Here is a 14,800-nt window from a genome sequence, read left to right on the forward strand (position 1 = left end):
GTTGACTGCCGCTTCTTTGTAAGGCAGCTTCTTCACCCTCATGCACTACGAGCAAATGACAAACTATGGCTACAAGGTTTGCTGTAGTTGGAAATAGCGGCCTTGTTTGGCCAATAACGCTTGGTGGCTACCGTATTCCACGATTTCACCTTGTTCAATCAGGCAAATAGCATCCATTGTTTCTAACTCGACCAAGCGGTGAGTAATAAAGAGGACCGTTTTATGCGCAAAATGCTGTTGAAACAGAGCCAGAATTTGCTGCTCTGTTTGTTTATCCAAGCCTTCCGTGGGTTCATCGAGTAATAAAATTGAACCGTTGTGGAGCAGCGCGCGCGCGATACCGATGCGGCGTTTCTCTCCACCAGAGAGCTGACGGCCGCCGTCACCCAGCCATGCGTCCAAACCTAGATCGTCCAATAGAGTATGTAAACCGACTTGCGTTAAGGCGTGAGCTAGCTGTTGATCGTTTGCGCTTGGATTGGCCATCGCGAGGTTGTCTCGCAGCGTGCCATTGAGTACATCTACACGTTGGCTAACCACACTGATGGTTTGGCGAAGTTCGCTCTCATTCCATGCTGTTAAGTGGGTACCTGCAATGGACACGCTACCTTGCTGTGGATCCCAATAGCGTGACAGCAATTGCATTAAGGTTGATTTGCCAGAGCCTGTTTGCCCCACTATCGCAACGCGATGCCCTGCGGGAATATGGAGATTGACACCGCGTAACACATCTTGGCTGCTGTCAGGATAGTGAAAGGTTACGTCTGAAAATTCAATATCGAATTGACCTGAGTGCTGAGTTAAAGCGGTAGGAAATTGGACTTCAGGCTCAGCCAGAATAATATCGTTGAGGCGGCGAGCAGAAGTGAGTGTTTGCCCTAAATGTTGAAATGCACCAGCAATCGGCATCAGCAGCTCAAAACTTGCCATAGTTGCAAAAGCCACCAGTGCAATCATCGGGTCGGGTTGATTACCTGCCACACCATCGGCGGCAAGCCAGATCACTAACACAAGCGTCCAGCCATTAGCGAGCATGAGCAGTGCTTGTGCAAGGCCAGAAAAATGAGCGTTAGCCAATTGATTGACCAGCAATTTTTGCTGCGCTCTAAGAATCGCTTCACGGTAACGGTTTTCTGCACCAAACAGGGTCAGTTCACTGTAGCCTTGCAACCAGTCAAGCGTTGCAATACGCAAATCCGCCTTGTGCTGGGTGAGCTCGGCACCATTACTCTGACCCAGTTTATAAAAGAGGACAGGCCACACGAGCAGTAGCGTCAGAAGAATTGCACCAAGGGTTAAGCCAATGGCAGGGTCGAACCAACATAAGAATGCCGTTAACGCACTAATGCCCAGTACACCCACGGTTACTGGGCTGATTAAGCGTAAATAGACGTGATCCATAGCATCGATATCTGCCACTAGACGGTTGAGTAAATCAGCGTCTCTGAGGTTTGACATACGACCTGGGATCAGTGGCGCGAGTTTTTGGAAGAAGAAAATACGCAGATCCGTCAGCAGCTTGAATGTAGCATTATGGCTGACAACACGCTCACCCCAACGTCCTGCAGTACGTCCCATGGCAAAGCCACGTACAAACGCGCCCGGTAGCATGTAGTTGAATGTTTCACGAGCAATGGTTAAGCCAGCAATGGCCGCTGCGGATAAAAACCAGCCGGATAAGGTCAGTAGACCAATCGAGGCAAACAGGGTTAAAAAGGCCAGCAGCATACCGAGAGATAAACCAAACCAGTGCTTTTTATACAATTTAAGGTAAGGGATGAGATCACGCATCAAGGTTCCCCTTATTGGCTTCATCAAGCGCTTGATTAGCTTGTAACATATCGTAAAACAGCCCCTTTTGCTGGCTGAGTGTATTGTAATCGCCTGTTTGAACTATCGCCCCATTTTGCATCACCAAAATCTGTTGCACCGATTTTAATGGTGCTAATTGGTGTGTCACGATTAAAGCGGTGTGGTGTTGAATTTGGCGGTTCAAACCTTGCATCACTAACTGTTCGCTGCGTGCATCTAAGCTGGCGGTTGGTTCATCAAGTAGCCAAAAATTGCCGTTTTGTAGCAGCGCGCGCGCAAGTGCAATTCGCTGAGCTTGTCCGACAGATAATCCACCGGATCGATCGGTGATGGCGTAATCCAAACCATGTTTGTCGACAAATTCAGCTGCATAGGCATTGTCTAAAGCCGAATGAAGCGCTTCGTCACTCATGTCATGCTTGCCGAGGCTGATATTCTCAACGATGGTTCCGTGCACCAATAGTGGGTTTTGCCCAACCCAACTGATCTGCTTACGCCAGCTGGTATGCTCAAGATCGCTCAGTTCAATACCATTAATTTTCAAACTGCCTTGGTAAGGCATGAAGCCTAAAATGGCGTTTACTAAGCTGGTTTTACCTGCACCGCTTGGCCCGACAAGCGCAGTGGTTGAATGGTTATCTAACGTAAATGAAATTGGGCCGACCAAGCGTTTTCCTTCTGGACTAAACACTTCGAGATCTTGCGCTACAATGTCAATCTGCTGTGCACCGTCGAGCGAGATAGATCCTGATTTCACTTTGCTGATGTCTGTTTCCAAAAACTCGACAATGCTTTCAGCCGCGCCGACAGCTTGTTGTTTGGCGTGATAAAAGGTGCCCAAATCACGTAATGGTTGATAAAACTCAGGCGCAAGGATCAAGATAAATAGGCCGGAAAATAGAGTTACGGCTGTACCGTAGTAGCCGAAATTCAACTCGCCAATAAAGCTAAAACCAAAGTAAACGGCGGTGATGGCGATCGATATCGAGGTGAAAAATTCTAACACTGCTGATGATAGAAAGGCGATTTTCAATACATCCATTGTGCGAGTGCGAAAGACTTCAGAAGCGCCTTTAAGCTGATCGGCTTCGGCTTGTGTGCGGTTGAATAGGCGTATTGTAGTCATCGACTGCAGGCGATCATAAAAGTGACCAGATAACCGCTGCAGAGCTTTGAAATTTTTACGATTAGCATCGGCCGCTTTCATACCGACTAAGGCCATAAACAGCGGCACTAAGGGGGCGGTGATTAAGAAGATCAAACCCGCCGCCCAGTTGACGGGAAAGACCACAATCAAAATCATAAACGGGATCAACACAGATAATGACATCTGCGGTAAATAGCGCGCAAAAAAGTCCTGCATGTTTTCGACTTGTTCAAGCAGTAATGTTGCCCATGCACCGGCAGGCTTACCTTTAATGTAAGCAGGGCCCAACTCGCGAACTTTATCCAGTATTAACTGACGGATATAAATGCGGATCTGCTCTCCGCAGCGAAAACCCGCAATTTCACGCCCCCATGCGCACGCGGCACGTGCGGCAATCGTCACCACCAAACCAAGAAAATAGGGAATGAGCTCTGCTTTATCAACTTGTTCAATAATCAGTTGATGCAGAATGGAGGCGAGGAGTGCGGCCTGAGCCAGCAAAAACACACTTGATAATACGCCAAGGCCAACAGCAATCATTAACCAGCGTTTTGCCAGTTTACTTTGTTGTTTGAGCCAATTATTCAAGCTACGTTGCTTTTTCTTATCCATTTTGAAGGCTTAATGAGAATTATTATGTAAACGGAAGGGCGGTAGTATACAAAATAAAGCCCGATGGATATACCACCGGGCTGTAGGGTTTTGTTATAAAACTGGAAAATAACCTTTTGCTTACTTGTCGTTCATGCCTACTTATCGTTCAAGCTATCTAGGTAACGTTCCGCATCTAAGGCGGCCATACAACCTGTTCCTGCCGAAGTGATCGCTTGGCGATAGTTGTGATCCATCACATCACCAGCAGCAAACACACCTTCAATACTAGTTTGAGTTGCATTACCATCAAGGCCAGATCTGACCACGATATAGCCTTCTTTCATCTCTAGCTTACCAGCAAACATGTCGGTATTCGGTTTGTGACCAATCGCGATAAAGACGCCCATCACGTCCAGATCTTCTGTCGTTTCTGATTGGGTATGTTTCATACGAACACCCGTCACGCCAGTCTCATCACCTAAGACTTCCTCTAAGGTACGGTCAGTGTGTAGCACTATATTGCCGCTTGCGACTTTATCCATCAGACGGTTAATCAGAATTTTTTCTGCGCGGAACGAATCACGGCGGTGGATGAGGTGAACTTGTGCCGCAATATTAGATAGATAAAGCGCTTCTTCCACAGCGGTATTGCCGCCACCTACAACGGCTACTTTTTGGTTACGATAGAAAAAACCATCGCAAGTAGCACAAGCGGAAACTCCTCGTCCTTTAAAGGCTTCTTCTGAATCTAAACCTAGGTAACGTGCGGATGCTCCTGTTGAAATGATCAGAGCATCGCAGCTATATTCTGCACTATCGCCTTTAAGGCGGAATGGTCGCTGTGAAAAATCAACTTCATTAATATGATCAAACACAATCTCGGTTTCGAAGCGCTCGGCATGCTCTTTCATCCGCTCCATTAAAGCAGGGCCCGTGAGGCCTTCGGCGTCTCCTGGCCAATTTTCTACTTCTGTAGTGGTCGTTAACTGGCCACCTTGCTGCATACCGGTAACGAGAACTGGATTAAGGTTAGCGCGAGCTGCGTAAACGGCTGCCGTATAACCAGCCGGGCCTGAACCAAGAATAAGAAGTTTGCAATGTTTCACGTTGCTCATGGGGACTCCAGTATCGAAAATGCTCGAAAATTTAACACGATTGTAGGGAATATCTCGAGTCAATTAAAGCGATTACATGGGCTAGCTTAGAAATAATCGTTATATAGCCAAACTAAGCAATGATGGGACTTGGCTAATAAGTCAGCCAACGTGTTTTTAAGCAATTTCGGCCGCTGGCTTTAGCCGCATAAAGCAGTTGGTCGACTTCTTCACACAATGCTTGGAGGTCTAAATCAGTATTCGTTGCGGTCAACACGCCAAAACTTGAAGTGACGGATACCGATTCTCGTGATTCGGTTACAAAATCGTGGTCTTCAATTTTTCGGCGCAAGGTTTCGGCAATTTCGCTAGCGACGCTTAAGTCAGTGTCGGGTAGTAAGATGAGAAACTCTTCCCCACCGTAGCGAGCGACAACATCGGAAGAGCGTACCGATGACTTAAAGATAGCCGCAATTTCCACTAATACTTGATCGCCGAAGGCGTGACCATAAGTGTCATTAATGACTTTAAAATAATCAATATCGGTCAAAATAAGGCTAATCGGTTTTGCATCTTCATTATGTTGGATCTGTTCGTCTAATTGCGCTGAGTCGAATGGTTCGGCGTTTTTTTTAGGTGAAGATTGACCTTTGAACCAAGTCTGTTGCCACATCAAAATCCGTTGTGCGAGTTTAATAAGCGCTTCGCTACTATTTTGGTAAGATTTGGATTGATGTTTTGCAAATCGTTCTTCCATGTAGCGTCGATTATACAAGCCAGTCAAGGTGTCCGTTTTGGCAAGCATGCCCATTTTGATGCGAGAGCGGTTGGCCCAGATAAATATGACCAATAATCCGATTAATGCAAGAGCAAGGAAAAAGACGATTTCACCTAATAGATGAAACGTTTTCTGATGGTTTTCAATTTCTAGCTTTTGAAGTACGTTGTTCCAGTTTAGATCCTGATTTTCATATTGCAGACGCTCAAGATCAAACAACATTTGTTGTCGCTGTAAGTTCTCTATCTGTTCAACATTGCGAAGTGTGAGCGATCGTAAATGATAAAAATCATAAGTTTCATAGGCTTGTTTGTAGTTATTTTGCCCAGCATAAGCCTGTGCTGCCACTTTTAACAACTCTATCTGTTGAATAAGTAGATTTGATCTTTGTTGTATATGCGCAATGAGTGGTTCTACAAATTCAATCACTTCACCGTAGCGTTTTTGTTCCAATAGATCTTGTGTTTGTAATAGCTGAAAAGTGGCAAGGTAGCCTGGTTGGCTTTCTCTGTACTGCAGTTCCTCTGCTTTTTTCAAGAAAAAGCGCATTTGATCTCGGTTGTTAGTATCTCGATAAAGCCGTGCAAGTTCGATGTTAATACGAAAGCGATGTCGCCCGTCACCCAGTATTTGTGCCAGCTTGAGTGCGGTTTTATAGGTTTCGATCGCCGCCGTGATTTGATTACGTGACTCTTGCAACTTAGAGATGTCGAGTAAGCTAACCAATTGGCTATAAGACATTTTACGCTGCTTGAAGTAACTGTAGGAATTTTCAAGTAACAGCTGTGAACGATCAAAATCTTGTAGCTGAACCAGTATTTGACCTAGACCGTGAGATATTCTCTCCATTAACTCTTTGTTATCAATGGATTTTGCTGTATCAATTGAGGTCATTATTGCGGCGTACGATTTTTTAAACTCGCCTTGCTCTTGGTAATAGAGACTTTTAGCTAGTAATACTTCTGATTCGATTTGTGCATTGTGATCGTTTCCTGCTTCAATTAACAGTGCGTCAAGTTTCGGCAACACGTCGACTTTTTGGTGCCGTAAAGCTTGAATCTCTCTTAGTTTGAGAGTGAGCGTTTCAACGTTGGTGTGTTCTGTTCGCTTTAATCCTAATTGTGCCGCTTCTAAGCTCCTATCATATTCCTCTAGTAGCCCATACACAGTTGCTTTGGCTAAATAGTAACGTACAACGAGAGCGGAAGGCTGTGACAATATGATGTAGTCTTCTTCTAGTTCACTAATTTGTGCTTTTGCCTTGATCGGTAGTGAATAGGTGATCTGCTCAATGCCCTCCAATGCTTGGAGAAATTTATCTTTAGGATCCATAGCCGCATAGGCATTGATTACACTGAAACCTAATGCGATGAAAGCCCACAGTGTGACTTTAATACTAGAGTTCACGAGTTGAGGATCTCCTTATCAGTTGAGCGATGTTTCAACTAAGTCTTAATAGTCAAATATATCAATTAGTTTGATGATCTAGTATTAACTTTAGTCTAATTTTTGGCATGGCTTACTACTTAAATGGTGCTAATTTCGAGTTAATGAGATGCTATATGGCTCATGGATTAATACTTGCTAAATTTAGTCGAATCGAGCTGATAAATTAGTTACTGATATTTCCTTTAAACCCACTCATGGTCTACATACCATTCCTACATCATCCTAATGTTGTTAATTCATTGTTTTTAAAGGCTTATTAACCTTGAAGTAGTGAGCTTGTCTAAAAATCGCTATGTCTCATGCTCGCTATTGGATGTTAATTCTTATTTTTGTGATTATTTAAGTATTAAATTTAATATTGCTAGTCATATACAGATATAACATTCATTTTTACTTGAATGTGCAATATTAGTGCGTATCCTTAGTGTAAATTAATTGTTAATTTAATGTGTCCAATCATTTAATTAAGGAGCTGGTGATGTTAGCTGTACACGAAAACACTTTACAGATTACGCAATTAAGTCAAAAAGCGATTCAACAACTTGCTCCCTCCTTTGCGCAATTACCACATACGGAGCATGCTGATGGTCAGTATCGTTTACGGCGCTACTCTGTGGTTCAATTTAGCAAAGGGAAAGTCGAGGCGTTGGACAAGCATGACTTTATGCAAACCGATCAAATCAATCATTTTCAAGGCAACATTAAGCGTCATTTCGATCCTATTTTACCCTCTACGTTACAAAGTGAGGGGATGAGAGAAGTGTGCGAGGTGTTTGTGAGTACGAATGGTCTGCCTAATGGGCAAGAGATTGAAATCCATCAGATCCGAATTGCTGCTGTGTTTGATGAGACGCAAGTCGCGCCAGAAGGTGTCCATCAAGATGGTTTTGATCATATTGCGTTGGTGGGGGTGAATCGCCACAATATCGTCGGCGGTGAAATTATGCTTTATCAAGACTGCCATGAAGCCCCTTTCTTTCGGAAAGTGTTAGAAAATGGTGAGATTGCGATGCTCGCGGACAGTAAGTTATGGCATAACGCTTGTCCTATTCGCTCGATTGAGCATGGGCAAGAAGGTCATATGGATGTTTTTGTGTTAACCGCTAAGGATGGCCGAAATGATCTTCACTCCTGAAAAAGTGCGTACGCAGTTTAGTGCTTTGTCGCAAAAATATCATGGTAAGTCAGTGAGTTTCTTAGATGGTCCAGGTGGCTCGCAAGTACCTAAGTCGGTAATAGACAAAATGAGTGAATATCTGGGCCATTTTAACTCTAATTTGGGCGGACACTATTTTTCAAGCCAAATCACCACTGATTTAATGCAGCAGGCTCGTGAGTCGGTGCAAGCGCTTCTGAACGCTGAGTCATCAGGAAATATTGTATTTGGCGCGAATATGACCTCGTTGACTTTTCAGCTAAGTCGAGCCATTAGCCGAGATTGGCAAGCGGGCGATGAAGTGATTGTTACTGCGCTTGACCATTACTCCAATGTCTCCAGTTGGCAGCAAGCGGCGCAGGATAAGCACGTTACAGTGCACCAGGTAAAGGTGAACCAACAAGATTGTACTTTGGATATTGAGCACTTACTGTCATTGCTCAATCCTAAAACAAAGCTGGTCGCGGTCACTTATGCTTCGAATACCACAGGATCTATTGTCGATGTTAAACGCATTGTGGATGCGGCGCATCAAGTCGGCGCGATGGTGTATGTGGATGCCGTTCACTATGCTCCGCACCATTTGATTGATGTACAAGAATTAGGCTGTGATTTTTTAACCTGTTCGGCATATAAGTTTTTTGGTCCACACGTTGGTATCGCTTATATCGCTTCGCAGTGGTTACATGCACTTAAACCCTACAAAGTTGAACCTGCAACCAATATTGGTCCGGGACGTTTTGAAACGGGTACGCAGAGTTTTGAAGGTTTGGCTGGCGTGATTGCTGCAGTGGAATATTTGGCGCAATGGGGAGACGTGAGTGGCTCGTTAAGAGAGCGTTTGATCGATAGTTTCATTCAATACAACCAGCATGAACGCCAATTAAGTGAGTATTTTCTGTATAAACTTAAAGGATTGAGTTCGGCTAAGCTCTATGGCCTGATCAAGGCTAACAGTGAGCTACGTACACCGACCTTTGCCATTCGCTTAGCTAATCACCACCCAGAATTTGTGGCCAAAACATTGGGCGAGCATAATATTTGTGTGTGGAATGGGCATTTCTATGCGCTTGGTTTAGTGCGTCAGTTAGATCTTGAAAACAGCGGTGGAGTTGTCCGTATCGGTTTTATGCACTACAACACGCGCAGTGAAATTGACGCTTTGTTTGATGTCTTATCCACATTAGCGTAACCAAAGCGGCCCGGAAATCTGTCGAAGGAAAGGTTTCTGGGGCGCAGTGCCTCTTTTAGCTTTCATCTTCGGTTGGCTCTAAGGGTAACTCTTCGATCACAATTGGCTCTTTGGGACCTAAAAATTTAGGTTGAGTATTCGTGATATAGAGATCTAAAAATGCTTTCGTACGAGCAAAGACCTCACGCAGCCTCACTTTAAAACCAGAACGAGTTGTTGGCCCTGCAACCGCTAAACACTGAGCATTAATGTTATGGTAGTTGGCAATAAAGAGTGCTCGCTCACAATGAAATTGTTGAGAAATGATCAAAAAATTGTCGGTTTCGAAGATACGTTTTGCGCGAACAATGGAGTCCAAAGTACGAAACCCTGCATAATCTAAGTAAATATGTTCACTCGGGATCCCTGCGCGCAGCAGATCGCGTTTCATCGTCCACGGTTCATTGTACGAACGGTGAGCATTATCACCACTGAGTAAAAATCCTTTTACCTTGCCTTGTTCATACAAAGCGATCGCGGCTTCAATTCGGTGGGTATAATAGTCATTGAGCGTCTTGCCCAAGTACTTACTGGTTCCAAGTACAACAGCGACTTGGAATTGACCGACTTGATTTTGCTCGGTGACGATTTGTTTTTCGGCCTGCCAACTGACCCAGCGATCAATGCCAAGCACAAAAAGGCTTGAAATGAACAACAGTATAGACACGTAGCGAAGCAGCGTGTGAACCCGCTTTTTCCAAACAGGGCGAGAGTGATTTGAAGATGAAAATTTTAACACTAAATTTGACGGTTCCTTTGTGCCCAGATCCCGATAGCAATAAAGCAGAGCATAATAATGCTAAACATCATGCCTGATTCTAACTGCGAAAGTGTCCGAGCAAGGTAAGGGCTCGCTTTGATGATCACCAAACCGTAGCCGAAAGCGTTAATCAATATAAACGTAAATGTGCGAACGACAAAGTGTTGGTTGCGCATTAGCTTGCGCATCGCGGCGTTAATCTCTCCACCGAGCATCACGAGCAAACAAGCGATAAATGCAGTTGATATCTCCGTTAAATACGGTGATAAGTAATGCCCTGCGGGCGCTAAAAAGTTCATCATATTGACTCACAGAAAAAGCCCCTAAACATCAGCCGAAGCTTAGGGGCAGCAGAGTAGGAGCTTAGAAAGCAGTGCGTTTGTAGCGGCGGTATACTGGCTGCCAAAAATGCTGCTCAATGGCGGTTTCTAACACATCATCTGGGATCTCCAGTGCAACGCCTTGCTCAATTGCTTTTTTCGCTACCGCAAACGCAATTTTCTTGGAAACGGAGTGAATGGCTTCCAGTGGTGGAAGTAACGCACCATGCCCATTAAGCGCCAGAGGTGAACAGTTGGCGAGTGCGCGGCTTGATTCCATCAGCATCTCATCAGTAACTCGACGAGCATTGACCGCCAGTACGCCTAAGCCGATACCAGGGAAAATATAGCTATTGTTGCATTGTGCAATTGGGTAGGTTTTACCGTTATGCAACACGGGAGCAAACGGGCTGCCTGTGGCGACGAGTGCTTCACCGTTGGTCCAACGGATAATGTCATTGGGCGTCGCTTCAACACGGCTGGTTGGGTTCGATAGTGGGAAAATAATCGGGCGTGGGCAGTGTTTATGCATCTCTGTGATAATCTCTTCACTGAATAATCCCGGAGCCCCAGAAACACCGACCAACACCGTTGGCTTGCCATTTTTCATTACTTCCAATAATGAGAAACCATTACCTTCTGTGTTCCAATCATGCGTGTCTTTGTTTTTTTGCACGAGGCGCTGTTGGAAATCAAGTAGGTTAGGCATTCCTTCTTGCAGCAGACCCCAGCGGTCAACCATATAGACTTGAGAACGAGCTTGAGCATCTGAAATACCTTCTGACACCATTTGCGCGATGATTGCTTCGGCAATACCACAGCCTGCAGAGCCCGCACCAAGAAAAGCGATACGCTGCTCGGAGAGTTGACTGCCCGCGGCTTTGCATGCGGCCAATAGCGAACCTACAGTTACCGCCGCAGTGCCTTGAATGTCATCGTTAAAACAACAAATACGGTTTTTATAACGCTCTAATAGTGGCATTGCGTTCTTTTGTGCAAAATCTTCAAATTGGATTAGTGCATCAGGCCAGCGACGTTGCACCGCTTGGATGAACTCTTCTACAAATGCATCATATTCAGCCCCAGTAATTCGAGGGTGACGCCAGCCCATGTACATCGGGTCAGCCAAGCGCTGTGGGTTATTGGTTCCAACATCGAGCACGACCGGTAAAGTATAAGCAGGGCTAATACCACCACATGCGGTATAAAGTGCCAGTTTGCCGATAGGAATACCCATGCCACCAATTCCTTGGTCGCCCAAGCCGAGAATGCGTTCACCATCGGTCACTACGATAACTTTTACGTTATGGTTCGCTGCATTATTGAGTAAGTCATCGATGCGATCTCGATTCGGAAAGGAAATGAACAGACCGCGGCCGCGACGATAAATATTTGAAAAGTTTTCACACGCGGCACCCACCGTTGGTGTGTAGATGATGGGCATCATCTCAGTGATGTGGTTTTGTACTAAACGATAGAATAAGGTTTCGTTAGTATCTTGAATATTACGCAGATAGATATGCTTATCCATATCACTTTCAAAGCTGCAGTATTGTTGGTATGCGCGAACAACTTGTTCTTGTATCGTTTCCGTCGTTTCAGGAAGCAGGCCTTCTAAGTTGAAGGAACTGCGCTCTTCAGCACAAAATGCACTGCCTTTATTGAGCAAAGGCGTGCTGAGTAGAGCGGGGCCCGCATAGGGAATATAAAGAGGGCGTTTATCATTATTCATTGTCGGCCTATTTTAGGGTAGAAGGGAACTCAAAAATGATAACGGTTTACTCATGAGATTGTAAATAGACGAGCGGCGACACATGGCACAGAATACTGAAGAATGCCGATAAAAACGGTAGAATTCTCCGTGTTAATTGCTGAGGGCGCCAATGTACACATTTTTGTCTATTGGTCTCCTTAAGCAGAGATTTCAAAAGTAGTGTTGAGCGATGATCACTTTAAGTGATAAAGCGACTTTTTGTTCACGGTTTGAAATATTAATCAATCAGACACATATGTCAGTAAGTCTGTTTATACCTTGTTACAAACCTGGTTTTGATATAGCCAATCCATTCGGTTTTAAGGCATAAAAGACTGTTTTTTTATATCCTATTGCTATATGAACAATCATGGATGATATTGAGTACAGTGTGCTGCCAATTTGTCGGGGGACAAAATGAATACACAAGAAAGGAGACGGGTGGTGTTTGATTACACTACATTTCTTGGTGCGTCATGTAATAAGAAATGGACATTCCTCGAAGCCATGACGTCATTTGCACCGATTTTTGGTACGGTATGGAAAGACAGCATTAAAGAATTATCAAGCCCAGAGGATCGCCTATGGGAAATGGCGTTGAAGTCGTTATCAACACGCCGTAGTGATGAAGCGAATTTAATTTCACTGGTGAGATTGGCGAAATTAGAGGGGATTGAAGAGCTAAAATTAGTAATGCCGTATGCGTTGGATTCTGAACAGATCCAATTGATTCAAAATAAAAGCCAATCTTTGATAAAAAATACAAAACCAGATGAATTTCTTATCACCCTGTAAGGGTATAAACAGATAACGGGGCATATTTAATGCCCCGTTATTGTTGAGTGCTAGTCAATCAAGCCATATTGAGAACGCAGGATCGTAATGATCTCTTGCTTTGGGTTTTGGCTTAATACGATCGGTTGGCCAACAATTTTCTCTGCAATCGCAAGATAGGTGTTGGAAATATCCATTAATGCAGCCAAAGGCAGCGCATTATCACGTGCAAGCGCTTCTCGCTCAACCATCCGTTCTTTGTTGAGTAAAATATCTGGGTCAGGGAAGTAGTTGAGCAAGAATTGACGAAAACCCTCTTTCGAATTTTCCACAATACGTCCTTGCTGATAGGCAGCGCTGTCCCAGATGCGAGAAGAGTCCGGCGTACCCACTTCATCCATATAAATGAGTTTCTCAACGCCGTTGGCATCGGTGACATAACCAAACTCAAACTTGGTATCGACGAAAATTTGCTCTACTTGGCAGAGTGCATGGCTAATGACGCCGAAGCCTTCTTTTAATAGCTTTTCGTACAAGGCAATATCTTCGACACGACTGAAGTTAAAAGCGGCAAAATTCTCTTCAATATTATGACGTGAGATATTGACATCATCGGCTTCTGGAACGCCGGGAATGCCTTTTAAGATGCCTTTGGTTGATGGTGTAATGAGCAGTTCGGGCAGTTTTTTATCTTTCTGCAAGCTTTCTGGTAATTGAATACCACAAAAATCTCGTTCACCTTTTTCGTAAGCACGCCACATTGAACCAGTAATATACTGGCGACAAATCGCTTCAATTTTGATTGGCTTGGCTTTTTGCACAATCCATACAAAAGGATGGGGAATATCTAAAATATGGCTATCGGCTAACCCGCTCTCTTGAAATAGCTTAAACCAGTGGTTTGAAATCGCGTTTAATGCCGCGCCCTTACCTGGTACACCTTTGATGCCACCTTCGGCATGCCAGATACAATCAAAAGCGGAAATACGGTCACTGATTACCATAATGGCTAAAGGTGCATCAGGAGCAACGTTGTAACCTTTTTCTTTGATCAAACGCTGGCTATCTTCTGGAGTTAGCCAATAAACAGAGCGAACTTTGCCGCTATGAACAGGTTGGTGAGTGCGAATTGGGAGGTCGTCATTGACGGCAAGGATTTGATCAGCAAGGCTCATTTAGGCATTCCTATCTTTTTCAAACGTCATACAGAGAAGATATCGCTTAGCTCAACGCTAGTAAGGATATCGATAAACTGTGCGCATCATACCAGAACTATTTTCTGCTGCCAGATAAAAAGCAAACGATTGCCTTTTGTTGTCATCCCTAAACCACCGCCTTGGGCGGTGGTGATTGAACCTTGGGGCTATTGCCCGAAGGAGTGCCCATGCTAGAAGTAAACCTCTTATTCACCACAAGTAAGAGGAAACTAAAAACATGGGCGATTATAGAAGTTCATCACATGTATATTGGCGTTGCAAATACCATATAGTTTGGACTCCGAAATACAGATTTAAGATCTTGAAAGGGAATGTAGGTAAGGAGCTTTATCGCTCAATCTATATTTTGTGCAATATGAAAGATTGTGAAGTTTTGGAATTAAATGTTCAGCCGGATCACGTTCACTTGGTTGTGATAGTTCCACCAAAANTGTTTAACAAGTTCCCACATATAAGAAAGAAACTGTGGGGTAATCATTTTTGGGCAAGGGGATACTTTGTTGACACAGTTGGTGTGAATGAAGAAATCATCAGGCGTTACGTAAGGCACCAAGACAAGAAAGATCAAGAATATGAGGCGCAGTTAGAGTTGAAGATAAACTAGCAGTGCAGGGATGCCCCCTTATAGGGGGCTATAAACCAAAGCCGCCTTCTAAGAAGGCGGATTTTTACTTGAAAAATTAAGCAGTGGTGAGTTGAATCCAGGAGAAAAGAT

12 protein-coding genes are annotated in these 14,800 nt (G+C 44.3%); 4 read left to right on the forward strand and 8 right to left on the reverse strand.

From position 1 onward, the window contains the following. Window positions 1–69: 69 nt before the first annotated feature. The 4 genes from cydC to AACT42_RS04260 all read right to left on the reverse strand — a co-directional run bounded on the left by cydC (window position 70) and on the right by AACT42_RS04260 (window position 6,832). Entirely contained in the window at window positions 70–1,791 is a 1,722-nt protein-coding gene (cydC, locus tag AACT42_RS04245; protein ID WP_094131766.1) for a heme ABC transporter ATP-binding protein/permease CydC, read from the reverse strand. Then, entirely contained in the window at window positions 1,784–3,571 is a 1,788-nt protein-coding gene (cydD, locus tag AACT42_RS04250) for a heme ABC transporter permease/ATP-binding protein CydD (RefSeq protein ID WP_094131765.1), read from the reverse strand. Before cydD ends, cydC begins: the two co-directional genes overlap by 8 nt. Before the next feature lie 137 nt (window positions 3,572–3,708). Beyond that, window positions 3,709–4,668, reverse strand: coding sequence for a thioredoxin-disulfide reductase (gene trxB, locus AACT42_RS04255; protein ID WP_026027123.1), 960 nt, complete (start codon window positions 4,666–4,668; stop codon window positions 3,709–3,711). A gap of 133 nt (window positions 4,669–4,801) precedes the next feature. Continuing rightward, a complete protein-coding gene (locus AACT42_RS04260; RefSeq protein ID WP_094131764.1) occupies window positions 4,802–6,832 on the reverse strand; it encodes a GGDEF domain-containing protein in 2,031 nt (676 codons plus the stop codon). Window positions 6,833–7,352: 520 nt separating this feature from the next. Here AACT42_RS04260 and AACT42_RS04265 point away from each other — a divergent pair. Together AACT42_RS04265 and AACT42_RS04270 are read left to right on the forward strand one after the other, a co-directional pair. Then, a complete protein-coding gene (locus tag AACT42_RS04265) occupies window positions 7,353–8,009 on the forward strand; it encodes a 2OG-Fe dioxygenase family protein (protein ID WP_029189735.1) in 657 nt (218 codons plus the stop codon). Then, window positions 7,984–9,222 carry a cysteine desulfurase-like protein gene (locus AACT42_RS04270; RefSeq protein WP_094131763.1) on the forward strand — a complete coding sequence of 413 codons (1,239 nt, stop codon included), beginning with the start codon at window positions 7,984–7,986 and terminating at the stop codon, window positions 9,220–9,222. Before AACT42_RS04265 ends, AACT42_RS04270 begins: the two co-directional genes overlap by 26 nt. Window positions 9,223–9,277: 55 nt before the next feature. Here AACT42_RS04270 and AACT42_RS04275 read toward each other — a convergent pair whose 3' ends face one another. The 3 genes from AACT42_RS04275 to AACT42_RS04285 all read right to left on the reverse strand — a co-directional run bounded on the left by AACT42_RS04275 (window position 9,278) and on the right by AACT42_RS04285 (window position 12,073). Then, complete coding sequence (locus AACT42_RS04275) at window positions 9,278–10,027, reverse strand: SanA/YdcF family protein (RefSeq protein WP_174223849.1); 750 nt, start codon at window positions 10,025–10,027, stop codon at window positions 9,278–9,280. Further along, window positions 10,000–10,323, reverse strand: a complete 324-nt coding sequence (locus tag AACT42_RS04280) for a DUF3392 domain-containing protein (RefSeq protein ID WP_088721142.1) — start codon at window positions 10,321–10,323, stop codon at window positions 10,000–10,002. The genes AACT42_RS04275 and AACT42_RS04280 overlap by 28 nt, the downstream gene beginning before the upstream one ends. A gap of 61 nt (window positions 10,324–10,384) precedes the next feature. Further along, window positions 10,385–12,073, reverse strand: a complete 1,689-nt coding sequence (locus tag AACT42_RS04285; RefSeq protein WP_017044631.1) for an NAD-dependent malic enzyme — start codon at window positions 12,071–12,073, stop codon at window positions 10,385–10,387. A gap of 438 nt (window positions 12,074–12,511) precedes the next feature. On the opposite strand from AACT42_RS04285, the gene AACT42_RS04290 reads away from it, so the two are divergent. Then, entirely contained in the window at window positions 12,512–12,889 is a 378-nt protein-coding gene (locus AACT42_RS04290; protein WP_026028036.1) for a hypothetical protein, read from the forward strand. A gap of 50 nt (window positions 12,890–12,939) precedes the next feature. On the opposite strand, the gene AACT42_RS04295 is transcribed toward AACT42_RS04290, so the two are convergent. Then, on the reverse strand, window positions 12,940–14,043 hold the full coding sequence (locus tag AACT42_RS04295; RefSeq protein WP_094131762.1) for a phosphoribosylaminoimidazolesuccinocarboxamide synthase: 1,104 nt from the start codon (window positions 14,041–14,043) through the stop codon (window positions 12,940–12,942). Window positions 14,044–14,302: 259 nt separating this feature from the next. Between AACT42_RS04295 and tnpA the strand changes: the two genes are divergently transcribed. Then, window positions 14,303–14,689, forward strand: coding sequence for an IS200/IS605 family transposase (gene tnpA / locus AACT42_RS04300; RefSeq protein ID WP_094183099.1), 387 nt, complete (start codon window positions 14,303–14,305; stop codon window positions 14,687–14,689). Window positions 14,690–14,800: the final 111 nt, after the last annotated feature.

This window comes from Vibrio sp. V15_P4S5T153 (assembly GCF_963874485.1).
GTDB lineage: Bacteria > Pseudomonadota > Gammaproteobacteria > Enterobacterales > Vibrionaceae > Vibrio > Vibrio anguillarum.

What these genes read in the sequence shown, in the direction of transcription:
- cydD (WP_094131765.1), bottom strand. Translation starts at nt 3,571, where the DNA reads ATGGATAAGAAAAAGCAACGTAGCTTGAATAATTGGCTCAAACAACAA.
- AACT42_RS04265 (WP_029189735.1), top strand. Translation starts at nt 7,353, where the DNA reads ATGTTAGCTGTACACGAAAACACTTTACAGATTACGCAATTAAGTCAA.
- AACT42_RS04285 (WP_017044631.1), bottom strand. Translation starts at nt 12,073, where the DNA reads ATGAATAATGATAAACGCCCTCTTTATATTCCCTATGCGGGCCCCGCT.
- AACT42_RS04295 (WP_094131762.1), bottom strand. Translation starts at nt 14,043, where the DNA reads ATGAGCCTTGCTGATCAAATCCTTGCCGTCAATGACGACCTCCCAATT.
- trxB (WP_026027123.1), bottom strand. Translation starts at nt 4,668, where the DNA reads ATGAGCAACGTGAAACATTGCAAACTTCTTATTCTTGGTTCAGGCCCG.
- AACT42_RS04290 (WP_026028036.1), top strand. Translation starts at nt 12,512, where the DNA reads ATGAATACACAAGAAAGGAGACGGGTGGTGTTTGATTACACTACATTT.
- AACT42_RS04280 (WP_088721142.1), bottom strand. Translation starts at nt 10,323, where the DNA reads ATGATGAACTTTTTAGCGCCCGCAGGGCATTACTTATCACCGTATTTA.
- AACT42_RS04270 (WP_094131763.1), top strand. Translation starts at nt 7,984, where the DNA reads ATGGCCGAAATGATCTTCACTCCTGAAAAAGTGCGTACGCAGTTTAGT.
- cydC (WP_094131766.1), bottom strand. Translation starts at nt 1,791, where the DNA reads ATGCGTGATCTCATCCCTTACCTTAAATTGTATAAAAAGCACTGGTTT.